The 24110-nt window shown below is 74.9% G+C and carries 17 protein-coding genes and 1 tRNA gene; 11 read left to right on the top strand and 7 right to left on the bottom strand.

Annotated elements, in window-relative coordinates; all coding sequences use genetic code 11:
- The first annotated feature begins 569 nt into the window (after positions 1-569).
- Entirely contained in the window at positions 570-1379 is an 810-nt protein-coding gene (locus tag RVR_RS17470) for a bifunctional DNA primase/polymerase (protein WP_202234743.1), read from the top strand.
- A gap of 100 nt (positions 1380-1479) precedes the next feature.
- Positions 1480-1812, top strand: coding sequence for a hypothetical protein (locus RVR_RS17465; protein WP_202234742.1), 333 nt, complete (start codon positions 1480-1482; stop codon positions 1810-1812).
- Between the two features lie 298 nt (positions 1813-2110).
- Here RVR_RS17465 and RVR_RS17460 read toward each other — a convergent pair whose 3' ends face one another.
- The 3 genes from RVR_RS17460 to RVR_RS17450 all read right to left on the bottom strand — a co-directional run bounded on the left by RVR_RS17460 (position 2111) and on the right by RVR_RS17450 (position 5467).
- Entirely contained in the window at positions 2111-3082 is a 972-nt protein-coding gene (locus RVR_RS17460) for a DUF5926 family protein (RefSeq protein ID WP_202234741.1), read from the bottom strand.
- Positions 3083-3351: 269 nt separating this feature from the next.
- Entirely contained in the window at positions 3352-4092 is a 741-nt protein-coding gene (locus tag RVR_RS17455) for an ATP-binding protein (protein ID WP_202234740.1), read from the bottom strand.
- Between the two features lie 454 nt (positions 4093-4546).
- Positions 4547-5467: a glycerophosphodiester phosphodiesterase family protein gene (locus tag RVR_RS17450; RefSeq protein ID WP_202234739.1), complete on the bottom strand. Its 921-nt coding sequence runs from the start codon at positions 5465-5467 to the stop codon at positions 4547-4549.
- A 687-nt stretch (positions 5468-6154) separates the two neighbouring features.
- Here RVR_RS17450 and RVR_RS17445 point away from each other — a divergent pair.
- Together RVR_RS17445 and RVR_RS17440 are read left to right on the top strand one after the other, a co-directional pair.
- The gene (locus tag RVR_RS17445) at positions 6155-7621 is read left to right on the top strand and encodes a S1C family serine protease (RefSeq protein WP_237404805.1); all 1467 of its coding nucleotides are present in this window, start codon (positions 6155-6157) and stop codon (positions 7619-7621) included.
- A 70-nt stretch (positions 7622-7691) separates the two neighbouring features.
- Positions 7692-7778, top strand: a tRNA-Ser gene (locus tag RVR_RS17440).
- A 180-nt stretch (positions 7779-7958) separates the two neighbouring features.
- Here the strand turns inward: RVR_RS17440 and RVR_RS17435 are convergent.
- The gene (locus RVR_RS17435; RefSeq protein ID WP_202234738.1) at positions 7959-8978 is read right to left on the bottom strand and encodes an SDR family NAD(P)-dependent oxidoreductase; all 1020 of its coding nucleotides are present in this window, start codon (positions 8976-8978) and stop codon (positions 7959-7961) included.
- A gap of 100 nt (positions 8979-9078) precedes the next feature.
- Here RVR_RS17435 and RVR_RS17430 point away from each other — a divergent pair, with 100 nt between their 5' ends.
- The 6 genes from RVR_RS17430 to RVR_RS17405 all read left to right on the top strand — a co-directional run bounded on the left by RVR_RS17430 (position 9079) and on the right by RVR_RS17405 (position 15465).
- Positions 9079-9744, top strand: a complete 666-nt coding sequence (locus RVR_RS17430) for a TetR/AcrR family transcriptional regulator (RefSeq protein WP_202234737.1) — start codon at positions 9079-9081, stop codon at positions 9742-9744.
- A 269-nt stretch (positions 9745-10013) separates the two neighbouring features.
- Positions 10014-10271 (top strand): hypothetical protein, encoded by a 258-nt coding sequence (locus tag RVR_RS17425; RefSeq protein WP_202234736.1) that lies wholly within the window; start codon positions 10014-10016, stop codon positions 10269-10271.
- A gap of 364 nt (positions 10272-10635) precedes the next feature.
- On the top strand, positions 10636-12699 hold the full coding sequence (locus RVR_RS17420; protein ID WP_202234735.1) for a phosphocholine-specific phospholipase C: 2064 nt from the start codon (positions 10636-10638) through the stop codon (positions 12697-12699).
- A gap of 169 nt (positions 12700-12868) precedes the next feature.
- Positions 12869-13594 carry a histidine phosphatase family protein gene (locus RVR_RS17415; RefSeq protein WP_237404804.1) on the top strand — a complete coding sequence of 242 codons (726 nt, stop codon included), beginning with the start codon at positions 12869-12871 and terminating at the stop codon, positions 13592-13594.
- A gap of 215 nt (positions 13595-13809) precedes the next feature.
- Positions 13810-14115 (top strand): hypothetical protein, encoded by a 306-nt coding sequence (locus RVR_RS17410; RefSeq protein WP_202234734.1) that lies wholly within the window; start codon positions 13810-13812, stop codon positions 14113-14115.
- 507 nt (positions 14116-14622) lie between these two features.
- Positions 14623-15465, top strand: coding sequence for a glycoside hydrolase domain-containing protein (locus RVR_RS17405; protein ID WP_202234733.1), 843 nt, complete (start codon positions 14623-14625; stop codon positions 15463-15465).
- A 76-nt stretch (positions 15466-15541) separates the two neighbouring features.
- Here the strand turns inward: RVR_RS17405 and RVR_RS17400 are convergent, their stop codons facing one another.
- Entirely contained in the window at positions 15542-16063 is a 522-nt protein-coding gene (locus tag RVR_RS17400; RefSeq protein ID WP_202234732.1) for a SigE family RNA polymerase sigma factor, read from the bottom strand.
- Positions 16064-16308: 245 nt separating this feature from the next.
- Between RVR_RS17400 and RVR_RS17395 the strand changes: the two genes are divergently transcribed.
- On the top strand, positions 16309-17958 hold the full coding sequence (locus tag RVR_RS17395; RefSeq protein ID WP_202234731.1) for a long-chain fatty acid--CoA ligase: 1650 nt from the start codon (positions 16309-16311) through the stop codon (positions 17956-17958).
- Between the two features lie 102 nt (positions 17959-18060).
- Here RVR_RS17395 and RVR_RS17390 read toward each other — a convergent pair whose 3' ends face one another.
- Positions 18061-19671: a methionine--tRNA ligase gene (locus tag RVR_RS17390; RefSeq protein ID WP_202234730.1), complete on the bottom strand. Its 1611-nt coding sequence runs from the start codon at positions 19669-19671 to the stop codon at positions 18061-18063.
- 270 nt (positions 19672-19941) lie between these two features.
- Positions 19942-24066 carry a PAS domain-containing protein gene (locus RVR_RS17385; RefSeq protein WP_202234729.1) on the bottom strand — a complete coding sequence of 1375 codons (4125 nt, stop codon included), beginning with the start codon at positions 24064-24066 and terminating at the stop codon, positions 19942-19944.
- Positions 24067-24110: the final 44 nt, after the last annotated feature.

Genomic DNA, 24110 nt, shown 5'->3' with positions numbered 1-24110 from the left:
GCCGGTTGCCGGCGAACGGGGCGATCAGAACTTTTCGTCCGCAATGCGCGGCGCATCTGCATGAATAGCATCGCAAACCCCCATGGTGTGCTGCGCTGCTGTCAAGACCCCACTTCTACACGCACGATCGTGGGCATGTCCAGGATTGTCCCGGTACACGGAGTGGTGTCGGAAGCGTGCCCCGGACGGCTCCGTTGACCGGAGGATGGCTGAAAACAGCCACCCCCGGTGTATGCGCACGATCGACTGGCCCCAGCCAGCAGCGCGTCATTTCGCGACCGCTGGGTAGGAACCCGAAGTCCGGCTCAAGCGTCGTAGTACGTATACAGTTGACGGCCGACCCAAGCCCGAGTGGTGAAGGGTGCGGCGTCCGGTGCGGACCGTGCGCCATGGCCCGCGACCAGGGCGCAGTGAGTTCAGCGCGAGTCAAGAGCGCCGATTGTGTGCCACCCTCCGCCACGTTCCACGCTCGGCTGGCAGTGCGGTGTGCTGCCTCATATGCGGTGTGCTCGACAGTTACGTGTGCAGTGGGCAGATCCCTGGGCGTTAACGGAAAGGAACGAGCGCTGATGCGCGAGATCCTCGGAAGGCGACGCAAGATCTCTCTTCGGCGGAAGGAGCGGACCGCGTTCCTCGACGCGGCGCTGACCTACGCCGAGCGGTGGCAGTGGCGCGTGGTACCCGGTGCGGGCTTCGAAGGACGCGACGGGCAGGACGCGCGCGGTCGCGGCGGACGCGGGCGTGAGGGGCGTGACGGGCGCGGCGGGCAGGACACGCGGCGCTCCGCCTGTGCCTGCGGGCGCCCCAAGTGCCCGGTGCCCGGCGTCCATCCGGTCGAACCCGGCCTGCTCGCCGCGACCCGCGACCCGCGGATGGTCCGCTGGTGGTGGACCCGCCGGCCGGACGCGCCCGTGGTGCTGGCCACCGGTGACCGGGTCTCGGCGGCGAGCCTGCCCGCGGTCGCGGGGGCGCGCGCCCTGGAGGCGATGGACGCGCTGGGCTGCCGGCTCGGCCCGGTCGTGGCCACCCCGACCCGCTACGTGTTCCTGGTCGCGCCCTACTCGCTCGCCGAACTGGGCGAACTCCTCGACAGCCAGGACTGGGTACCCACCTCGCTGCGCTACCACGGCGAGGGCGGCTACGTCGGTCTGCCGCCGGCCGGCGGTCTGCCGGGCCCGCTGAAGTGGGTGCGCCAACCGGTGGAAGCGGTCGTGCCGACCGTTCCGGTGGAGGCCGTCAGGACCGGCCGGGTGGCCGACGCCGTCCGGGCGACGCGGACCGCCGAGCGGACCCCGTGGCTGCCGCGGATCGACGCGCTCGTCGACGCGCTGGTCCTGGCCGGGCGCACCGCCCCCGACGGGGACCGGCTGCGCTACTGAACGGCCTCTGACGGGGTACAAGACGGGTGTCGCCGGAACCCCCGGCCGACTGTGAGCGTTATGTTCGCCCGGACCCCGGATGTCGAGTGCAGGTGAGCCCATGAAGTCGCAACAGCCGTCGGACGCCTCCGACCAGCGGGGGCGCACCCGGGGCGGGGAGCCCGACCAGGACCCGCCCCGGGCGGACGGCCTGCGCAAGGTCGCGATGGCGAGCGCCGCCGCGCTCGCCGCCGTACTCGCCCTCGCGGTGGCCACCGCCGGCTCCGAGCACGGCGTCGACCACCAGGGGAAGGCGGGCCACACCACCGCCCACGCCAGTCCCTCCTCGGACGACTCCGGGAACGGCTCCTCGGCCGGTGCCGCGAACGGCTCCGTCGGCTCCGTCGGCACCGCGGCCGGCGGCTCCGCCGGTGCGTCCGCGAGCGACGACTGACGCGTCGCCGCGACGGGATCGGTACCCGCGCGGCGGCGGTGCGACGGATCGCGTCGGTGCGGCCGGGCCGGGACATGGAAACGCCCGGTCGCTGGCGACGGGGGATGCACCAGCGACCGGGCTGTTCAAACGGTAACAAGACTTCGGCGGTTAGCAAATTCCCCGATCGGGGGAGCGGCGCCATGACCCGGTGTTTCCAGGCGAGTTGTGATCGGAATCACTGAACGACCGCTTGGTCGGCTGCGGTACGGGGCGCGGACGCCCCGTCCCTTCGGCACGGTCCGGCGGTCGGCGCCGGTCAACTCAGCGTGATCTGGCGGTTGGTGAAGCCGCTGCGCGCCCTGCGCTCCTCCGCGGTCAGCGGGCCGGTACGGGCCAGCGTCTCGGCCAGCCGCTCCCCGAAGGCGGCGGCGGGCTTCTCCACCTCCTCCGCGGACATGCCCACCGGCAGGTCCCACACCGGCACCATCAGGCCGTGCGCCCGGAAGGACCCGACCAGCCGGGTGCCCTCGCCGAGCCCCGAGGCGCCGGCGGCGTGCAGCCGCGCGAGCGCGTCGAGCAGGTCGTCCTCCGGCTGCGGCATCACCCAGCGCAGGTGGTTCTTCTCCGGCGTCTCGCACCAGTACGCGGCGTCCACACCGGTGAGCCGGACGGTGGGGATCGCCGCCTGGTTCGCCCGCTCCAGCGACGCGGCCACCTCGCCGCCGGCCGCACTGGCGTCCTCGAGCCAGAACTCGAACCCGCTGTGCACTTGCGGCGCGAACGGCACGGACAGGTCGAGCAGGTCCTGGAGCCGGGGCCCGTCCGGCGCGGGACGCCGGCTCTCCACCGGGTTGCCCGGGTCGGCCTCCAGGGCGCGGGACAGGGTGTCCGCCAGGTCGCGGCTGATGTCGCCGCTCGACGCGTCGTTCTGCAGGCCGAGCAGCACGGCGCCGGTGTCGCGGCGCAGCGCCGGCCAGGCCATGGGCAGTACGGTGCCGAGGGTGACGGACGGCACGCCCGCGGGCAGCTCGCCCTTGAGCGTGAGCGGCACCGTGGCCGCGGGCACCAGCTCGCGCAGCGCCACCCAGTCGCACTCCCCCGGCAGCCCCTCGAACGGGCGGCGCACCAGCTCGGTGACGGCGTGCGCCGCCTCCCGGCCGTGGCACGCCTTGTACCGCCGCCCCGAACCGCACGGGCACGGTTCGCGCGCGCCGACGACGGGGACGGCACCGCCTGCCGCCGCCTGCTGGTTCGTGGACTTGGTGGCGGTCGCGCGCTTCTTGGCCATGCTGGATGTCTCCCGGTCTCTCCCGGTACGGCGTTCTTCCGGCCAGCGAGCCTAGCGGTCGCCGGACCCCGTCCTCGCCGCAACCGGTGGCGCGCCGCGCGCGGGCGCACTCCCGCGTGCCCCGCCGTCCGGGTGCTTCCGTACGACCGCCGGGCCGCCGGCACTCGGGTGCGGGGCCGTCCCCGCCCCGGGCGCCAAGTCGTCCCCGCTCCGGGCGCCGGATCCTCCCCACTCGGGTGCCGGGTCGTCCGCGCTGGGCCGGGCGGCGTCTACCCCAGGTCGTCCAGGGACTCCGCCAGATCGAGCGGCAGGCCGAGGGGGACTCCCAGCGGGAGGCCGATGCCCGTGCCCATCGTGTCGTCCCGGCGGGCGTGGCGGCCGCGTACCGGAAGCAGCGCCCAGACCGTCACCTCGCCGGGCGCGTCGCGCACGCCCCAGCGCAGGGCGAGGCTTCCGACGATGCCCAGGCCGCGGCCGCCGTGCGCGGTCAGCGAGGGGCTCGACGGGCGCGGCCGGGTCGGGCCGCCGCCGTCGGTGACCTCCAGGACGAGCATCCCGCCGCCGTCCACCGACCAGGCCGCGAGTATGCCGGCGCGCTGCTCGACGGGGTCCGCGGCCGAGGTGCGGTCGGCGGTGTCCGCGCGGTCCGTCCGGTCGGACCGGTCCGTCCGGTCCGTTCGAGCGGTCCGGTCCGTGCGGCCTGCGAGGCCCGGACGGCGGGCGGGCGTCTGCACGCCCGCCCGGCCCTCCGGTGCCCGCGTCCCGCCGCCGTATCCGTCGTATTCGCCGTATCCGCCGAGTTCCTCCGGCGCGCCGTCGCCGAGCGGGCGGGCGTGCCGGCAGGAGTTGCTGATGAGTTCCGAGAGGATCAGGACCGCGTCGTCCACGACCGGGTCCGGGACCCCGCGCGTACACAGGTCGGTGCGCAGCCTGCGCCGGGCGTCCGCGACACCCGTCGGACCATGGGGCAGGGCCATGGTCGTGGACGTCGGCACCTCTTGCGCCACCATCAACGACACCCCCGAGACCTCCCTGTTTCACCCCACGCCACAGGGTGGATGCCCTTTCGCACTCGAGCGGAAACAGGCCAAGCGCGATCTTTTACGGCACACTGACGGCTGATACGGAACACGCTCATGCCCGCGACACGATCCGGCGCGTGGTGCATCGATTCAGCCCGTGAGGCGCGCGCCTCGCGTGCGACGGCGGCGGAAGCGCGCCGGCAACGCGGCGGAGGCGGTGACGGTGGCGGTGGCGGTGACACGGAGGACGGGGGGACGTCCGCAGGAGGTGCCGACCGCGGCCGGCGGCGTTTCCAGGGCCGGGAACGTGCCCGGGGACCTGTTCGGGGCCGCGCTCGGGGACGCGTCCGAGCCGGGGCACGCGCCCGCGGCCGGGGTCGGTGCCGTACGACCGGTCGGAACCGGGCGCCTGGCCGTGCCCGGCTCCGGGACCGCGGGCCGTTCAGCGGCCGAGCTGGGCCAGCACCCGGCGCGGGCGGTTGGTGATGATCGCGTCGACGCCCAGCCGTACGCACAGCTCGACGTCCTCGGGGCGGTCCACGGTCCAGACGTGCACCTGGTGCCCGGCGCGGTGCAGCCGCGCCACGTAGTCGGGATGGGAGCGGATGATCCGCATGCTCGGCGCGGCGGTTCCCACACCCGCGGGCAGCCGACCGTCGCGGTAGCGCGGGGAGACGTACTGCATGAGGTAGACCGTCGGCAGCCCGGGCGAGGCCTGGTGGACGCGGCGCAGCGAGCGGGCGGAGAAGCTCATCACCCGCACCTGGGAGGGGGTGCCGGGTGCCGGGCGGTCCAGGTCGAACTCCGCCAGCAGTTCCAGCAGCCGTTCCTCCACCTGTCCGGCCCAGCGGGTCGGGTGCTTCGTCTCGACGGCCAGTTCGACCCGGCGGTCGGTCTCGGCGACCAGCCGCAGCAGCCGCCGCAGGGTCAGCACCCGGCTGTGCTCGCCCGGTCCGCCGCTCGGTCCGCCCGAGCCACTCGGTTCGCCCGAGCCACTCGGTTCGCCCCGGCCGTCCGGGCCGCTGCCGGGCCGGTCCCCGGCGAACCGTTCCGGCGCCTCGGGGTCGGTGCTCTGGCCCTTCCAGGAGCCGAAGTCGAGCGCCGCGAGGTCGGCCAGCTCCATGGACGACACGGCGCCGCGGCCGTTCGACGTGCGGTTCACCCGCCAGTCGTGGACGCACACCAGCTCGCCGTCCGCGGTCAGCCGTACGTCGCACTCCAGCGCGTCCGCACCGTCCTCGATAGCCTTCCGGTACGCGGCGAGCGTATGTTCTGGTACGTCCTCGGAGGCGCCCCGGTGGGCGACGACCTGGACCGGCCGTCCCTCCGGGTACGGCTCCGGGGCCACGCGCGCAAAGGTCACCGGGCCATGGTGCCACCGTGCGGCCGGCGGCCACCGGCGGTTCGACGACCGGCCGCGCCGCCGGGCGTGCCGGATACCGGGTGCCGGGGTCCCGGGAGCCCGGGGGCCTGGCGCGCTGTGCGCTTCCTCACGGCGGACCGCCGACCACGGGCCGCCCGCGGCGGGCGCGTGCGCGGCGCACAGGTACCCCTTACGGCGGTCCGACACGCCGTAGGAAATGCTGTGTGCACGACGTGATTGGTCCCCTTGTCTTCTGTCGTTCGTCATGACCCTGAGGAGAAACGCTGTGAGCACCGAGAACGAGGCCGGGTCGTCCGTACCGGCTGCGGAGTCGGCGGGCACGCCCGACGGTGCCCCGGCTGCGCACGTTCCGCCGGCCCCCTCCACGCCGCCGTCCGCTCCGGCCCCCGCGGACCAGGTGCCGCCGCAGGCACAGGACGCGGGCGCCGACGCCGGACGGCCCGCGGGGTCCGAGGGCTTCTCCTCCGCTTCTCCCGCGGCCTCCGCCTCCCCGGACGGGCAGCGCACGGACGGCGTACCGACCCAGGCGCCGCCGCCGGTCGGCCCCCGTCGCCGTACGGCCCGCCGCCGGGCCCGCTGGCCGGCCACGGCGCCCCGTCGCCGTACGACGCTCCGAAGACGGGCGCGCCGTCGTACGACGCCCCGCAGCAGCCGCAGCCTCCGCAGGTGCCCCAGCCGCCGCAGGCCCAGCCGCACCAGCCGCAGTACCCGCAGCAGGCGGCCGCTCCGGCGCCGGCGTACGGCGCTCCCGCGGCGGCGTACGGCGCGCCGCAGGGCGGGCACCCCGGGCAGCAGCCGGGCCAGCAGGGTCAGCCCAGTCAGCCGGGGCACCAGGGCCAGCAGGGTTCCGAGCAGCAGGGCCAGGGCACGCAGGAGTCCGGCGGCGTGCACGACCCGTACGCGGTGCCGTCCACCCCCTCGTACGCCACCCCACAGCCCGGCGGCGGCACCCCGGGCTCGCCCGGCGGCCCGGTGTGGGGCACCCCGATGCCCCCCGGCTCGCCGTCCGGTGAGGGACGCGGGCGGCGTCGCTTCGGCGGCGTGGTCGCCGCGGTCCTGGTCGCCGCCCTGGTGGCCGGCGGTGTCGGCGGCGGCATCGGCTACTACGCCGCCAAGAACAACGACGACTCCGGCTCCACCACCATCAGCGCGGCGAGCAGCAGCAAGGCGCTCAACCGCGCGCCCACCTCGGTGGCCGGCATCGCCGGCAAGACGCTGCCCAGCGTCGTCACCATCAAGGCGCAGAACAGCCAGGAGAGCGACACCGGCACCGGCTTCGTCTTCGACAAGCAGGGCCACATCCTCACCAACAACCACGTGGTCGCCCCGGGCGCCGACAGCGGCAAGCTCACCGTCACGTTCTCCAACGGCAAGACGTACGACGCCTCGATCGTCGGCCGCGCCCAGGGGTACGACGTCGCCGTCATCAAGCTGAAGAACCCGGGCAGCATCAAGCTCACCCCGCTGCCGCTCGGCAACTCCGACAACGCGGCGGTGGGCGACGCGACCATCGCGGTCGGCGCCCCGTACGGCCTGTCCGGCACCGTCACCACCGGCATCGTCTCCGCCGTCCACCGCCCGGTCGCGTCCAGCGACGGCGAGGGCAGCAGCGCCTCGTACATGAGCGCGATCCAGACCGACGCCTCCATCAACCCGGGCAACTCCGGCGGCCCCCTGCTCAACGCCAGCGGCGCCGTGATCGGCATCAACTCCGCGATCCAGCCCGGCGGCACCTCGTCGCCCGGGAGCCAGGGCGGCAGCGTCGGCCTCGGCTTCGCCATCCCGATCAACCAGGCGAAGCGGGTCGCGAGCCAGCTCATCAAGACCGGCCAGCCGGTCTACCCGGTCATCGGGGTCACCCTCAACACCCAGTACGACGGTGACGGTGCCCAGATCTCCACGGACTCCAGCTCCGCGATCAGCGCCAACGGCCCCGGCCAGAAGGCCGGTCTCAAGCCGGGGGACGTGATCACCAAGTTCGACGACACCCTCATCGACAGCGGGGAGACCCTGATCGGCGAGATCTGGCAGCACGAGCCGGGCGACAAGGTCACCCTCACGTACACCCGTGACGGGTCCTCCCACACCACGACCCTCACGCTGGGCCAGCGCACCGGGGACAGCGACAGCTGACCCCCGCCCCCCGCTCCCGACGACCCGATACGCTGTCCCCACGGCGCCCCCGCCCCACGGGGGCACCCGTGGAGGCTTGCCCGAGCGGCCGAAGGGAACGGTCTTGAAAACCGTCGTGGCAGCGATGTCACCGTGGGTTCAAATCCCACAGCCTCCGCAGAGGTAGTGGTTCGAGCAGTCCAGCAGGGGCGCCCCAGTTTCCGGGGCGCCCCTGCTGCGTGCCCGGCGGCCCAAGGCTCGCGGGGGGAGCAGCCCCGCGTGCGCGGGGACTTGTGGCCCGGCCGCTGTGGGCCGTTGTCCTGGTCGGCGGGAGGCCCCCGCCGGAGGCGGTTGCGGCTCAGGAACTCCCCCGCTGGGAGGCCACCGCGGGGAACGTCACCCCCGTGAGCTCCTCGGAGACGGTCCACAGGCGCTGCTGGGCGGCCTCGTCGTGGGAGTCGGGGCTGGAAGTGACCGGCTTCGGGTGGCCGCGGAGTTCCCCGCGGCCGCCGGGGCCGTAGTACTGCCCGCCGGCCGCTGCGGGATCGGTGGCCGCGCGCAGGGTGGGGAGAGCGCCCATCTCCGCGTTCTGGGTGAGCAGCGGCGCGAGCCAGGTGACGGGCACGCGCATCGCGGCCGGCGCGTTGCGGATGAGTTCGGTGTTGGACACGCCGGGGTGGGCGGCCAGCGCGACGGTGGTGCCGTGCGGTGCGAGCCGGCGCTGGAGCGCGTAGGTGAACATCAGGTTGGCGAGCTTGGACTGGCCGTAGGCGCCCACGCGGCTGTACGAGCGTTCCCACTGGAGGTCGTCGAAGTGGACGGCCGCGCGGATGCGGTGGCCGGTGCTGCTGACCGTGACGACGCGGGAGCCGGGGACGGGCAGGAGCCGGTCCAGCAGCAGGCCGGTCAGGGCGAAGTGGCCGAGGTGGTTGGTGCCGAAGTGCAGTTCAAAACCGTCGGCGGTGGTCCGCTTCGGGGTGTACATCACGCCCGCGTTGTTGATCAGCAGGTCGATGCGCGGGTGGGCGGCGCGCAGGTCTGCCGCGGCGGACCGGATCGAGTCCAGGGAGGTCAGGTCGAGGGCCTGGACGGTGACCTCGCCGCCGCCGCCGCCGGTGCCGCCGCCGGTGCCGCTGCCGGTCCCGCTGCCGCCGCCGGCACCGGAGTCACGACCGCTGCCGCCGGCGGTGATGCCAGCGGTGATGCGGGCTGCCGCCTTCTCCCCCTTCTCGACGTCGCGGACGGCCAGCACCACCCTGGCCCCGTGCGCGGCGAGCATCCGGGCGGTCTCGAAACCGAGGCCGGTGTTGGCGCCGGTCACGATCGCCACCCGGCCGTGCTGATCGGGGATGTCCTGCTCGGTCCAGTTGACGCCCATGTCCGACTCCTAACGAACCAGCGGTCTGTTATCACCGCCAACGTAAAAGACCGGCGGTCTCCTGTCAAGGGACCGGCGGTCTTTAAGCTACGCTGAGGACGTGGCATTCCAGCGGGCGCGAAGCGAGGAGCAGCGGGAGGTCCGCCGCCGGGCGATCCTGGACACGGCGGCGGCGATGCTCGACGAGATGCCCGTGGCCGCGGTGAGTCTCAACGAGCTCAGCCGCCGGGTGGGCCTGGCCAAGTCGAACGTCCTGCGGTACTTCGAGTCGCGCGAGGCGGTGCTGCTCGAACTGCTGGACGTCTTCCTGGGGGACTGGCTCGCCGAGTTGGCGGACGAACTGGCCGCGGGCGTCGACGCGGACGCGGCACCGGAAGCGCGGGCGCGCCGGTTGGCCGAGATCCTCGGCCGGTCGCTGGCCGACCGGACGGTGCTGTGCGACCTCTTCGGTGCCCAGGGCGGCGTCCTTGAGCACAACGTCTCGGTCGAGGTCGTCAAACGGCACAAGCGGTCCTCCCTCGCGCGGCTCGCCGCCATGACCGCGCTCGTACGCCGCCACGTGCCCGAACTCGGCGACGAGGCACAGATGTTCTGCCTGATGAGCCTGGTCTCGGCCGGGGCCCTGTCGGCCTACGTCCCCCCGCCGCCCAGCCTCCTCGCCGCCTACGAGGACGAGCCCGCCCTCGGCGTGCTCCACCTGGAACTGCGTGACGCCCTGCGGATCTCCTTCACCTCGGCCCTCCTGGGCGTGCTGCCGCGCGCCTGACCCTTGTCCCTCCATGCGCTCGGGTACGGCCTCGCCGTCAGGTCGCGGGTGTCCGGGCAGGGGCCGTGCCTCGTACCGGACGAGGGCGGACCGGGCTCCCCGGGTGATCGAACTGCGGGGGGAGGGACCCCGGGGGACAATGGGTGGGGCAGGGAGAAGGAAGCGCGTGCGTGCCGGAGGGACGCGCGCGCGGCGTTGCGGGGGTGCCCCCGGTCCGGGGGCGGGCGGGCGCCGTGAGCGCGCCGCCGGCACTGCCTGGAGGTTCCGACATGAACTCGATGAGCACCCACGGAGCGGTACGGGTCGGCAAGGAGCCGGTGGGAGTGGACCCGGCCCGTGGCCGGCGGATGCGGTGGCCGGCCACCTGGGCGGTGGTGTTCCTCGTCCTGTCCGGGCTACTCGCGTGGGGCGCGGCGGAGACGGACACGGGTGACACGCAGAACGTGATCGCCGTGCTGTCGACGGCCTGCTTCGTCTTCTTCTGTGCGGCGCTGGTCCACGTGGTGCGAGCGGCCCGCCCGCGCTGACCCGAATCCCGGCAGGCACCCACCCGCCCGTTCGCGCTGACCCGAACCCGAGGGGGCACCCGCCCGCCCGCGCAGACGCCCGGGCGGGCCTGATCCCCGGGCGCCCCCTTTCCCCGGGCGCCCCCTCCCCCCGGGCGGCGCGGGGAGCCCTGGCGCAGTACACCCGCCGGTGACGGCGGTTCCGGTGAGAGCAGAGTGAGTCGTGGGGCCCACGCGGCATTGACACCGCCTGGGCCCCGTCCGATCATGTGCGCGGCATGCCTGCTCGGGCATGTCGCGAAGACCTCCTCAGCGCGCACGTGTGCGCAGGCAGGCGTGCTCGCCGCCTGGGGCCGACCCCACCGGACCGTCAGGAGAACAGCTCGTGCCCGACATCGACCGCCGCAGGTTCCTCCAACTCGCCGGCGGTACCGCCGCCGCGTCCGTGCTCTCGGGGGGCATCGCCAAAGCCGCCGCGCTTCCGGCCGTCGCCGGCAGCGGGACCCTCCAGGACGTCGAGCACGTCGTCGTCCTGATGCAGGAGAACCGTTCGTTCGACCACTACTTCGGCACGCTGAGAGGCGTACGGGGCTTCGGCGATCCGCGCCCGGCCGTGCTGCCGAGCGGCAGGACGGTGTTCCACCAGGCGGACGACGCCGGGCACGAGACGCTGCCGTTCCGGCCGAGCGCGGACAACCTCGGGCTGCAGTTCATCCAGGACCTCGACCACAGTTGGGCCGGCACCCACTCGGCGTGGAACGGCGGCAACTACGACAACTGGGTCCCCGCGAAGAGCACCACGACGATGGCGTACCTGACGCGGCAGGACATCCCCTTCCACCACGCGCTCGCGGACGCGTTCACGATCTGCGACGCCTACCACTGCTCGATGCTCAGCTCGACGGACCCCAACCGCTACTACATGTACACCGGTTACGCGGGGAACGACGGCCAGGGCGGCGGCCCGGTGCTGGGCAACGAGGAGGCCGGGTACGGCTGGACCACCTTCCCGGAGGTCCTGGAGGCCGCGGGGATCTCCTGGAAGGTCTACCAGGACGTCGGCACCGGCCTTGACGCGTCCGGCGGTTGGGGCTGGACGAGCGACGCGTTCATCGGCAACTACGGCGACAACTCGCTGCTCTACTTCGACCAATACCGCAACGCCCGGCCCGGCGACCCGCTGTACGACAAGGCCCGCACCGGCACGGACGCGGCCGGGGGCGACGGCTTCTTCGACCAGCTCAGGTCCGACGTGCTGAGCGGCAGGCTGCCCCAGGTCTCCTGGATCGCCTCGCCCGAGGCGTTCTGCGAGCACCCGAACTGGCCCGCCAACTACGGTGCCTGGTACGTCTCCCAGGTGCTGGACGCGCTCACCGCCGACCCGGACGTGTGGAGCCGTACCGCCGTCTTCCTCACCTACGACGAGAACGACGGGTTCTTCGACCACGTGGTGCCGCCGTTCCCGCCCGCCTCCGCCGCGCGCGGGCTGTCCACCGTCGACGTCGGTCGGGACCTGTACACCGGCGGCGTGTCCGGATACGCCGCGGGGCCGTACGGGCTCGGGCCGCGCGTGCCGATGATTGTCATCTCGCCCTGGAGCACCGGAGGTTGGGTCTGCTCGCAGACGTTCGACCACACCTCGATCGTGCAGTTTGTCGAGAAGCGGTTCGGCGTGCACAACCCGAACGTCTCGCCCTGGCGCCGGGCGATCTGCGGCGACCTCACCGCCGCGTTCGACTTCACCCGCGGCGACGCGTCCGCGCCCGTGCTGCCCGGCACCGCCGGGTACGCCCCGCCGAACCACGACAACCCCGGCGACTACGTCCCGACCCCGCCGGCCACCGGCGCGCTGCCGCGGCAGGAGGCCGGCCTGCGCCACGCCCGCGCGCTGCCGTACGAACTGGCCGTCGACACCCGTCCGGTGGACGGGCGGATGCAGTTCACCTTCGGCAACTCCGGCGCGGCCGGCGCCGCGTTCCTCGTGACCTCGGCGGTGCGCTCGGACGGCCCCTGGCCGTACACGGTCGAGGCGGGCAGGACGCTCACGGACACCTGGGCGATGCCCGCCGCCTCCTCGCCTTACGACTTCTCCGTGTACGGGCCGAACGGGTTCCTGCGCCGGATGGCCGGTACGGCGGGCTCGGTCGGTCCCGAGGTGACCGCGCGCCACGACGCCTCGACGGGCCAGGTCACCTTGGTGTTCAGCAACCCCGGGAAGACACCGGTCACCTTCACCGCCACCGACGCCTACGCGCCCGGCGACCACTACACCTACACCGTCGCCGCGGGCGGCTCACGCAGCGTGCCGGGGTGGGGAGTCGCCGCCGGGAACCACTGGTACGACGTCACGGTCACCTCCGCCTCCGACTCCGTGTACGTCCGCCGCTTCGCCGGCCACGTGGAGACCGGCGCCGCGAGCACCAACGATCCCGCCACCCTCACCGACTGACGGCACGTCATCACAGCTCGGCTCGGCCGGCCGGGCACCGCCGCCCGGCCGGCCGCTCGCTGCACCAGGTGGCGGACCGGCCGTGGTGCGGCGGGGCGGCGCACCGGACACACCGTAGGTTTTGGGGCGTACGCGGTGGCGGACGGTGACGTGGCGGAGGAGGGTCCCGGTGGTGGACGGATCGGTGCCGTACGGCTGTGCCCCGGCGCGGCTGACGGTGGTGCGGCACGGGGAGAGCACGGCGAACGAGGTGTTCGCGCGGGCGGAGCGGACCGGCGACCCGGGGCTCGCGGTGGCCGAGGAGACCGACCGGCAGGTGCCGCTGTCGGCGGCCGGGGTGGGCCAGGCGGAGGCGCTGGGGCGCTGGCTGGCTGGGCTGGGGGCGCGGGAGCGGCCGCACCTGGTGGTCTGCTCGCCCTACGTCCGGGCGGTGCGGACCTGGGAGGTGATGGCGTCGGTCGCACGCGCGGCGGGGGCGTCGTACGGCCCGGCGCCGTTCGACGAGCGGCTGCGGGACCGGGAGATGGGCGTGCTGGAGCTGATGACGCCCCCGGCGGTGCGCGCGTCCGCTCCGGCCGAGGCGGACCGGCGGGGGCGGGTGGGCGAGTGGTTCTACCGGCCGCCGGGCGGTGAGTCCCTGGCGGACGTGACGCTGCGGGTGCGGGACTTCCTCGCGGAGTTTGGCCCGGCGGCGGCCGGGCGGCGGGTGCTGCTGGTCGCGCACGACTCCGTGGTGCTCGCGGTCGGCCGGGTGCTCGCGGGAATCGGCGGGGCGCCGGCCGCGGCGGCGCCGTCCCAGGTGCCGAACGCCTCGGTGAGCCGGTGGGTGCGCGACGGGGCCGGGCTGCGCCCGGTCGAGATCGGCGGGACCCGGCACCTCGGGGCGGGGCGGTGAGCGGGGCCGCCGCCGTGCGCCCCGTGTCCCGGAAAGGGGCGGACGGCAGGTTTATCGACAGATCGTCACGCGTGCGAGGGAAACGGATCATGGTGGGGCATTACGGGTGAGGGGGTGGGCAAGTCTGCTGATGGCGACGCCGAGCAAGCCGGCGGAGCGGTCGGCCGGCCGCTTCTCCGAACCGAAGAACGTCTGTCCCCCTGGGAGGGAACACCATGGCAAGCATCCGTACCGCCCGTGTCCTGGCCGCCGTCGCGGCACTGCCCGTCGCGGGAGTGCTGTTCGCCGGCGCCGCCGCGGCGGACGACGGTTCCGTCGCGGGTGGCCACTCGAACGCGACGGTGGTGAGCAACTCCGGTGGGAACGTGCTCGGCGGCAACCTGGGCAACGTGACGACGACCCAGCAGGCCGCGACCGGGGCGGGCGCGTCGAACCAGGACAACACGGCGAGTGTCGCCGGTTCGGGCCTCACCTCCATCCACCAGAACACGGTGGCCGTCCACTTCTCGCCGCTGTGGTGAGCGGTGGACCGGGTGCGCCCGCCGCGCCGGTCCGCTGAGGGGAGCCTGGTCGCACGGGATGCGCGGCGGCGGTGCGAGGGCCGTCGCGCGTCCCGGGGCCTCGGGGAGCGGGAGGAGGGACCGGACGAGGGGCGGGAACGGGCCGGGGTCGGGGTCGGGGTCGGGGGCGCCGCCGGTGCGGGACGGGCGGGGGAGCGGGGCGGCGGGCGGGGTGCGACGGCGGGCGGTGAGAGGGGGATCGCCCGCAGGTCGGCCTGCGGGTGTGCTGCGGGGGAGCTGCGGGGGCTAGCCCGGGAGGGGGCGCGCGAACCGTTGTCCACAGCCTGTGGACAACGGTGGTCCTGCGTCGAGCCGCTCCGCCGCGCGCCGGGCCGGCCCCGTCGCTCGCGCCGACCGGTTCCCGCGGCCGCACCGTCCCGCACCGTCCCGCGTGAACGCCGTGCCGGCTTTCGTCCGCCCCCGGCGTGTCTGCGCGGCCCGGCGGTGTGATCATCGTTGACTCACTGAATGACCGAAAAAAGTGGGTTTATCCGTTATGTCGTCGCGGGTGCGCTCGCGCTGGCCGGACTGCTGCTCCCGGCCGTCCCCGCGGACGCCGCCGGCCCGGCCGCGACCGGGTCCGACGCGGGCCGGAACTTCAGCGGGCAGGCGTTCGACACCTGCCAGGCCCCCGACCTGGACACCATGAAGGCGTGGATCGCCCACTCCGACTACCGCGCGGCGGGCATCTACTTCGGCGGCCGGGCCCGGGCCTGCACGTCGCAGACCCACCTGACCCCGGACTGGGTGCGGCAGACCACCAAGGACGGATGGAGCCTGCTGCCGATCTACGTCGGTTCGCAGAGCCCCTGCGTGACCGGCTCCAACAAGAACCCCTACCGGATCGACACCAGCCGGCCCGCCTCCCAGGGGGCGAGCGAGGCCGCGGACGCGGTACGGCAGGCGGCCGCCCTCGGGGTGGGCCCGGGCAGCGCGCTCTACCTCGACATGGAGGCGTACGACATCGGGAACGCCTCGTGCGCGGCGTCGACCCTGAAGTACATCCAGGCATGGGACAAGGGCGTTGCGGCGTCCGGCTACCTCTCCGGCTTCTACAGCAGCGCCGACTCCGGCATCAAGCACATGGCCACGTCACGGCTGGCGGGGGTGTCCGACCTGCCCAAGGTGCTCTGGTACGCCCGCTGGGGGGTGGCCCCGACGCTGTCCGACGAGCCGTCGCTCGGCCCCGACGCCTGGACCCCGCACGCGCGCATCCACCAGTACCACGGCGCCGTCACCGAGTCGCACGGCGGGAAGAAGCTCAGTGTCGACCGCGACCTGGTGGACGCCCCGGTCGCCGTCGTGGGCTGAGCAGTTCCGGCGGGCGGCGCCCCTGACGGCGGGGCGGCCCGCGCGTACCGCCGGGCGGCCGGCGGCCGGGCCGGGGTCAGGCGACGCTCAGCTCCAGCTCGGGGTCGTCCCGGAGCTTGCCGAGGGCGCGGGAGACCGCGCTCTTGACGGTGCCGACGGACACGCCGAGCGCCTCCGCGGTCTGCACCTCGCTCATGTCCTCGTAGTAGCGCAGCACCACCATGGCGCGCTGCCGCGGGGGGAGCCGGGCTATCGCGCGCAGCAGCGCGTCCCGCTGGACCTGCTGCTCCACGAGGTCCGGTCCGGCGGTGGCCGGCTCCGGCAGCTCGTCGGTGCTGAACTCGTCCACCCGGCGCTTGCGCCACTGCGACGTGCGCGTGTTGACCAGGGTGCGGCGGACGTAGCCGTCGACCGCGCGGTGGTCGTCGATCCGGTCCCAGGCGAGGTAGGTCTTGGTCAGGGCCGTCTGCAGCAGGTCTTCCGCGTCGGCCGGGTTGGGCGTCAGGGAGCGGGCGGTGCGCAGCAGCGTCGGGCCCTTGCTCCGGACGTAGGCCGTGAACTGCGTCGTGTCGGCGCTGGTGCACACTGGCGTGGTCATGGCTCCACGGTAGGAGCCGGGACGCGGTCGGCGGATCGGCCGCAGGTGCCGACACGGAATCACCCTCAGGTCGTAGGCCGGGGGCTGTCCCCACCTTCCGCGGGTGGAGCCGGGGGCGGCCGTCCCGCAGGGGACCCGGCCCGCGGGATCAGGGGTCGGGACGGTCCGGCCCGGGGTAGTGACATACCCCGCGGTATGGAAGCAGAATCGCGGGCAAACCCCTCGGAAGCCGCCCGGAGGCCCGCGTGCTCAGCACCATGCAGGACGTTCCGCTGACCGTCACCCGCATCCTCGTGCACGGCACGCAGGTGCACGGCCGGTCCACCGTCACCACCTGGACCGGCGGGGAGCCGCCCCTGCGCAGGACCTTCCGGGAGACCGGTACCCGGGCGGTGCGGCTGGCCAACGCGCTGCGCGACGAACTCGGCGTGGAGCGCGGAGACCGGGTCGCGACCCTCATGTGGAACAACGTCGAGCACATGGAGGCGTACCTCGCGATCCCCTCGATGGGCGCGGTGCTGCACACCCTGAACCTGCGGCTGCCCGAGGACCAGCTCTGCTGGATCGTCAACCACGCCGCGGACCGGGTGGTCCTCGTCAACGGCACCCTGCTGCCGCTGCTCGCCCCGCTGCTGCCGCGCCTGGGGACCGTCGAGCACCTGGTCGTCGTCGGGCCCGGCGACCTGTCGCTCCTTGAGGGCGCCCGCCCCGCCGTGCACGCCTACGAGGAGCTGATCGCCGACCGCCCGACCGGGTACGACTGGCCGGAGCTGGACGAGCGCGAGGCCGCGGCCATGTGCTACACCTCCGGCACCACCGGTGACCCCAAGGGCGTGGTCTTCTCCCACCGCTCGGTCTACCTGCACTCCCTCCAGGTCGTCTCCGCCGAGTCGATGGGCCTGACCAACCGGGACACCTCCCTCCCCGTGGTCCCGATGTTCCACGTCAACGCCTGGGGCGTGCCGCACGCCGCCTTCATGGCCGGGATCAACCTGCTGCTGCCGGATCGTTTCCTCCAGCCCGCCCCGCTCGCCGAGATGATCGCGAGCGAGCGGCCCACGCACGCGGCGGCCGTGCCGACCATCTGGCAGGGCCTGCTCGGCGAGCTGACCGCCAGGCCCCGCGACGTCAGCTCGCTGAAGCAGGTCACCATCGGCGGTTCGGCCTGCCCGCCGGCGCTGATGAAGGCGTTCGACGAGCAGTTGGGGGTGCGGCTGGTGCACGCCTGGGGCATGACCGAGACCTCCCCGCTCGGCACCATCGCCCACCCGCCGGCCGGCGCCACCGGCGAGGAGGAGTGGCAGTACCGCGTCACGCAGGGCCGCTTCCCCGCCTCCGTCGAGGCGCGGCTGATCGGGCCGGACGGTTCGCAGATGCCGTGGGACGGGCGGTCCGCCGGCGAGTTGGAGGTGCGCGGGCCGTGGATCGCGGCCGCGTACTACGGCGGGGCCGGCCAGGAGCCGCTGCGGCCGGAGGACAAGTTCAGCCCGGACGGCTGGCTGCGCACCGGCGACGTCGGGGTGATCTCCGAGGACGGCTTCCTCACCCTCACCGACCGCGCGAAGGACGTCATCAAGTCCGGCGGCGAGTGGATCTCCTCGGTCGATCTGGAGAACCACCTGATGGCGCACCCCGACGTCGCCGAGGCGGCCGTGGTCGCCGTGCCCGACGAGCGGTGGGGCGAACGCCCGCTCGCCACCGTCGTCCTGCGCGAGGGCGCCACCGCCGGCTACCCCGAACTGCGCGCCTTCCTCGCCGAGCGGGTCGCCCGCTGGCAGGTGCCCGAGCGGTGGGCGGTCGTGCCGGCCGTGCCGAAGACGAGCGTCGGCAAGTTCGACAAGAAGGTGATCCGGAAGTCCTACGCGGAAGGGGAGTTGGACGTCACCCGCCTGTGACGCCCCGCCCCGCCCGCGGGGCCGTACCCCTGGACGGTACGGCCCCGCCCGGACCTGACGGTGGCGCGCCGCGGCGCCGGGCGGAACCGCGGCCGCCGCGCATTACGCGCCGATGCGCGGGAACAGCGGTCCGGCCGGGGGAAGTTCGCCGCCGACCGGGGTGACCTGCGCGGCGATCCGGGCCGCGGCGCCCGGCAGGAACGGCTCGACCGCCACCGCCAGTTCGGCACATCCGCGGTGCAGCGCGGCCAGTACCGCGTCGAGCCGCGCGCCCGCCGCCGTGTCGCCGCCGCGCTCGGCCCTCGCCGACTCCCAGGGCCGGGTGGCCTCGACCGCGCGGTTCGCCTCCTCCACGATCGACCAGACCGCCGCGGTGGCCCGCCGGAAGTCGAACGCCTCCAGCGCCGCGTCGATCCGCCCGCCCGCCGCCGCGCACGCGTCGGCCAACTCCGGTAGCGGGGAAGGTTGGTGGCCGGCCGGCTCGGGCACCCGGCCGCCGCGGTAGGAGTGCACCATGGTGACGATCCGGTGCACCACGTTGCCCAGTCCGCCCGCGAGGTCGCCGTCCGCCCGGGCCACCAGGCGCTCCCGGGTGTAGTCCGCGTCCCCGACCCGGGGAACGTCCCGCAGCAGCCACCACCGCACCGCGTCGGTACCGACCTCGGCCGCCAGTTCGGCCGGGTCCACCGCGGTGCCCGCGGACTTGCTGATCTTGCGGCCGTCGACGGTCAGGTAGTCGTGCACCAGGACGTCGGTCGGCAGCGGGAGTCCGGCCGACAGCAGCATCGCGGGCCAGTACACGGCGTGGAAGCGCAGGACGCCCTTCCCGGCGAGGTGTACCCGCCGCCTGCCCGCCGCTGTGTCCCTGCCGGTGCCGGTGCCGGTGCCGGTGCTGGTGCCGGTGGTCGTGCTGGTGCTGGCGCCGTCGGCTGTTCCGGGGGGCCGCTCGGGGCCCCACCACCGTTCGACGTCCGGTGCGGCGGTGCCGTACCCGAGGCTGGTGACGTAGTTGCCGAGCGCGTCCCACCAGACGTAGACGACCTGGTCGGGGTCGCCGGGCACCGGGATGCCCCAGCCGCGGGCACGGCGCTGCGAGCGGGAGACGGAGAAGTCGTGCAGCCCGGAGTCGATCAGGGCCAGCACCTCGTTGCGGCGCGCGGCCAGCTCGATCCGCAGGGTTCCGCCGGCGATCAGCTCGCGCAGCCGGTCGCCGTAGCGGGACAGCCGGAAGAACCAGTTCTCCTCGGCGACGCGCCGGGGCCGGGTCAGGTGCTCGGCGCACAGGCCGTCGCCGGTCAGCTCGTCGGACGTGTAGAACTGCTCGCAGCCGACGCAGTACAGCCCCTCGTAGTGCTTGCGGTACAGGTCGCCGCTCGCCGCGACCCGCTCCCACAGCCGCTCGACGCCGATCCGGTGCCGGGGGTCGCTGCTGGTGCGGATGAAGTCGTCGAAGGAGAGCGCGAGGGGTGCGCGCAGACCGGCGAAGGCGGCGGCGTTGCGGTCCACCAGGTCCTGTACGGGCACGCCCTCGGCCTCGGCGGCCAGCACGTTCTTCAGCGAGTTGTCGTCGGTTCCGGTCAGGAAGCGGACCTCACGGCCGGCCTGGCGGGCGCGCCTGGCCAGCACGTCGGCCTGCACCAGCTCCAGCGCGAAGCCGAGGTGCGGGCGGGCGTTGACGTAGGGGATGGTCGTCGTGACGTAGAAGCGCGACATCGGAACCTCCTGCGATCAGGGAGGCGGGGCTCCGACCCGCGACACGCGAACGAGGCCCCGACTCGGGGCCTCGGATGCGACACACACGCGCGTCAGCGGCCCCTGCGGGGCATCATCGCGAAGGCGTGTGCGGTCATGGGCCGACCCTAGCAAAGGGTGCGGGCGGTGCCGAGCGGATTGCCCGGCGCGCACCCCTGCCGGCCCGGCCCGGGCCCCGGCCGCCCGCCGCCGGCGTCCCGTCAGGCGCCCACGCCGACCGTCGGCCCCGCGTCAGGTGCCGATCTTCCCGAGCAGGTCCACGATCCTGGACTGCACGTCCGCGCTCGTCGAACGCTCCGCGAGGAACAGCACGGTCTCCCCGGACGCCAGCCTCGGCAGCTCGTCGGGGTCGATGTCCGCGGAGGTGTAGACGACCAGCGGGGTGCTGTTGAGCCGGGAGTGGCCGCGCAGCCAGTCCACGATGCCCTGGCGGCGGCGCCTGATCAGCATCAGGTCCATCACCACCAGGTTCGGGTGGATCTGGGCGGCCTTGGTCATCGCGTCGGCCTCGGAGTCCGCGTGCGTGACCTGCATGCCGCGCCGCTCCAGCGTGGCCGCGAACGCCATCGCGATCGGGTCGTGGCCCTCCACCAGCAGCACCCGCGGCGGGTGCTGCTCGCTGTCGCGCGGCGCGAGCGCCTTCAGCAGCACCGCCGGATCGGCGCCGTACGCGGCCTCGCGGGTCGCCTGGCCCAGGCCCGCCGTGACCAGGACCGGCACCTCGGCGGCGGCCGCCGCCTGGCGCAGCGCCTGGAGCGCGGTCCGGGTGATCGGCCCGGTCAGCGGGTCCACGAACAGGGCCGCCGGCGGCTCGGCGACCTGCGCGTCCACCTCCTCGCGGGACCGTACGATCACCGGGCGGTAGCCCCGGTCGGTCAGCGCCTGCCGGGTCGAGACGTCCGGCTCGGGCCACACCAGCAGGCGGCGCGGCTCGTCCAGCGGCTCCTCGTGGCGGTCGTCGGCCGCCTCGCCCGCGGGCACGTCGGTGACGTCCACCGCGCCGTTCGGCCCGTCCAGCGGCTCAGGGCCCTCGGCCGCACCCTCCGCGGGCGCCCCGATCGCGTACGACCGGCCGGGCTGCTGCTCCTCCAGCGGCGGGACCGGGCGCAGCAGGGCGGTGTCCCCGCCGGCCTGACCGCGGCCGCGCCCGTCCGGACGGCGCACCGGGACCTGGCCGCTGTCGGGGTCGGCCTGCGGGTGCTGGCGGGCCTGGTGCTCGCCGCCCGGGCCGGACTGCTGCCCGGGCAGCGCCGGCTGCGCGCCGGGGACCGCGAGGCCCTGCGGCCCCTGCGGCTGGGGAGGTTCGGGCTGCTGGGGCGGGGCGAGGCGGCGCCGGCGGCCGGAGCCGCCGGCCGCGACCTGCGCGGGAAGCCCCTGCGGGTGCTGCGCCTGCACGGCCTGGGTGGGCGTCTGCTCGTTCGGGTCGCCGCCGGCGCTGAACGGCACACCCTGGCCGAGGGTGCGGACGCTTATGGCCCGGCCGTGGGTCTGGTGCGACGGGTCCTGCTGCGCGTCGCCACCGGTGCCGGGCCCGCCGTGGTGGTCGGGCGCACCGTGGGTGCCGTGCGCGCCGTCGGAGCCCCGCGGGTCCTGGCGCGGCGCGCCCTGCCCGCCCGCCTGCGGCCAGGCGGTGGGCGCCGGCTGGTCGCCGGGCCCCGGCGCGAGCGGACCGGGCTCCGGCCAGGCCCTGGCGGAGCGCTGCTGCCCGGGCACACCGGGCTCGGGGGAGGCCGCGGGGCCCTGCTCGGCCCGCGCGGCCGGGTCGCCGCCGGAGGGGTCCGGGACGGGCTGCGGCCAGCTCGGGGCGGGCGGCTGCGCGGGGCCGGGCGGGTCCTCCCGGTACGGCATGCCGGGTACGGGCGGCTGCTGCGGCGCGGCTTCGAGGGCACGGCGGCCCCTGCGGCCGGTGCCGAGGGCGGGCTGCCCGCCCTGCGGCGCCGGGGAGTTCGCCGGGTCCTGCGGGGCGCCCGGGTGCCGGGCGGGGGCGCCGTCACCGTCGGCGGGGGGCAGCGCGTTCGGGATGCGGGGTGCCGGGAGCCGGCGCAGCTCGCCGCCCTCCTCGGGGGGCTGCTCCTCGACGGCGGGGCGCCCGCGGCGGGCCCTGCGGCCGGTCGGCCGCGTGCCGTCCTCGGGGACGACGCCCTCGGGCCCGACAGGTCCGAGGGACCCGCCCGGCCCGCCCGGTCCGCCGGCTCCGTGCTGCGGGAGTTGCGGGAGTTGTGGCATCGGCTGGGGCTGGGAGGGCTGGGAGGGCTGCGGGGGCTGGGGCGCCCGAGGGTCCTGCGGCTGGGACTCCGCCTGCGCACCGGATCGCGGGTCGGACTGCGGACCGGACTGCGGCCCTGGCGCGGCCGGCGGCAGCGCGTGCGGCGCGTGCGGCGGGTTCTGCCCCTGCGGGTGCTCGGGGCGGCCGATGGGGCGCCGCAGCGCGCGGCGGCGCCCGGTCGGCGCGTCGGCCTGGCCGGCGGCCTGCTCCGGGCCCTGCTCCCCGGCCCGGCGTGCGGCCTGCTCGGGAACCGGCGGCGTGGGCGCCACCGGCGGGACCGCCCACGGGGCCACCACCGTGCCGGTGTCGTCGGCCGGGTGATGCGGCGGCTGCGGTTCGCCGGCGACCCGGCCGTCCCGCTCCTGCTCCCGTTCCAGCCCCTGGTCCGCCCCGCCGGGCGCGGCGTGCGAGCGGCGGGCGGCGCGCCCCGTCCCGCCGCCGGGGGCGCCGGCGCGCTGCTCCGCCTCCGCGCCCGGAGCGCCCTTGCCCTTGGCCTTGGCCCGGCGGCCGCTCGGACCACCGGAAGCACCGCCGTTCGCGCCGCCGTCCGTGCCCGTGCCCGCGTCGGCGCCGTCGCCCGCCTCGCCGTCCGTGCCGCCGGTGCGCGCCTCCCCGGCGGCACGTGCCGCCTCCGGGTCGAGGCCCAGGGGCACTTCGAGGACGTACGCGCTGCCCTGGCCGGGCACCTCGTGGGTCTGGAGCACCCCGCCGTGCCGTTCGACGATGCCGCGCGCCAGCGGCAGGTGCACCGGGTCGCCGCCCGCGCTCGGGCCGCGCACGTCGATGCGTACGACGTCACCGCGCTGGGCCACCGCGACCACGATGGTGGAGTCCCCGGCGTACGCGACGGTGTTGCCCGCCGAGTCCACCCCCGCCACGTCGGCGACGAGGTGGGCGAGCGCCTGGGCCATCCGCTCGCCGTCCACCGACGCCTCGATCGGCGCCGCGTGCACGGCGAACTGCGCCCGGCCGGGCCCGATCAGCTCGACCGCGCCGTCGATCGCCGCGGACACCACCTCGTCCAGGCCGACCGGCGCGCGGTGCAGCTTGTCCTGGCCGCGGTCCAGCCGCTGGAAGTCCAGCACGTTGTCGATCAGGGTGGTGATCCGGGCGTAGCCGGCGGCGAGGTGGTGCAGCGTCTGGTTCGCCTCCGGCCACAACTGCCCGGCCGGGTCGGCCGCGAGGCCGGTCAGCTCGGCGCGCAGCTCGGCGAGCGGCGCGCGCAGCGAGATGTCGAGCAGCGCCCGCAACTGCCCGGTGCGGGCGGCGAGCGCGTCGTACTGGGTCCGGTCGGTGAACGTCATGACCGCGCCGACCAGTTGGTCGCCGTCCCGGACCGGGGCCGTGGTCAGGTCCACCGGTACCGCCCGGCCGTCCTTGCGCCACAGCACCTGGCCGCGCACCCGGTGCTTGCGGCCGGAGCGGAGCGTGTCGGCGAGCGGGGTCTCCTCGTAGGCCAGCGGCGAGCCGTCCGGGCGGGAGTGGTGCACCAGCGGGTGCAGCTCCTTGCCCCCGAGGTCGGTCGCCCGGTGGCCGAGGATCTGCGCGGCCGACGGGTTGACCAGCACGACCTTGCCCTCGGTGTCCACGCCGACCACGCCCTCGGCCGCCGCGCGCAGGATCATCTCGGTCTGCCGCTGCTGGCGGGCGAGTTCGGCCTCGGTGTCCACGGTGCCGGACAGGTCGCGCACCACCAGCATCAGCAGCTCGTCGCCGGTGTAGTGCGGCATGCCGTTGCCGAAGTCGGCGTACGGGGTGCGGCTGTCGTCGAGGTTGGCGCTCGTCACCTGGGCCGGGAACGGGGAGCCGTCGGTGCGGTGCGCCTGCATCCGGGTGGGCTTGGTCCGGGTGTCGTCCGCCGCCTCCTGCGGGCTGCGCATGGACCCGGGGATGCGTTTCGGGTCGAACGACGGCAGCAGGTCCAGCAGTCCGCGGCCGACCAGCGCCGTGCCCGGGGCCTCGAAGGTCTCCAGCGCTATGGCGTTCGCGTTGACCACCGTGCCGTTGGCGTTGACCAGGAGCAAGGCGTCCGGAAGGGCGTCCAGTATCGAGGCGAGGCGAGCAGCGCCTCTGGATGGCCTGCTGCTCACGAGACGCGTCCTCCCTGTTACCGCATGTGCTGTTCCGCGTGGCG

This window comes from Streptomyces sp. SN-593 (assembly GCF_016756395.1).
GTDB classification, from domain to species: Bacteria; Actinomycetota; Actinomycetes; order Streptomycetales; family Streptomycetaceae; genus Actinacidiphila; species Actinacidiphila reveromycinica.
This window is presented reverse-complemented; position numbering and strand designations above follow the sequence as displayed.

Excerpts from the sequence above, each read along its gene's own strand:
- RVR_RS17470 (WP_202234743.1), top strand. The coding sequence starts at position 570 with ATGCGCGAGATCCTCGGAAGGCGACGCAAGATCTCTCTTCGGCGGAAG.
- RVR_RS17465 (WP_202234742.1), top strand. The coding sequence starts at position 1,480 with ATGAAGTCGCAACAGCCGTCGGACGCCTCCGACCAGCGGGGGCGCACC.
- RVR_RS17460 (WP_202234741.1), bottom strand. The coding sequence starts at position 3,082 with ATGGCCAAGAAGCGCGCGACCGCCACCAAGTCCACGAACCAGCAGGCG.
- RVR_RS17455 (WP_202234740.1), bottom strand. The coding sequence starts at position 4,092 with ATGGTGGCGCAAGAGGTGCCGACGTCCACGACCATGGCCCTGCCCCAT.
- RVR_RS17435 (WP_202234738.1), bottom strand. The coding sequence starts at position 8,978 with ATGGGCGTCAACTGGACCGAGCAGGACATCCCCGATCAGCACGGCCGG.
- RVR_RS17425 (WP_202234736.1), top strand. The coding sequence starts at position 10,014 with ATGAACTCGATGAGCACCCACGGAGCGGTACGGGTCGGCAAGGAGCCG.
- RVR_RS17410 (WP_202234734.1), top strand. The coding sequence starts at position 13,810 with ATGGCAAGCATCCGTACCGCCCGTGTCCTGGCCGCCGTCGCGGCACTG.
- RVR_RS17405 (WP_202234733.1), top strand. The coding sequence starts at position 14,623 with ATGACCGAAAAAAGTGGGTTTATCCGTTATGTCGTCGCGGGTGCGCTC.
- RVR_RS17400 (WP_202234732.1), bottom strand. The coding sequence starts at position 16,063 with ATGACCACGCCAGTGTGCACCAGCGCCGACACGACGCAGTTCACGGCC.
- RVR_RS17390 (WP_202234730.1), bottom strand. The coding sequence starts at position 19,671 with ATGTCGCGCTTCTACGTCACGACGACCATCCCCTACGTCAACGCCCGC.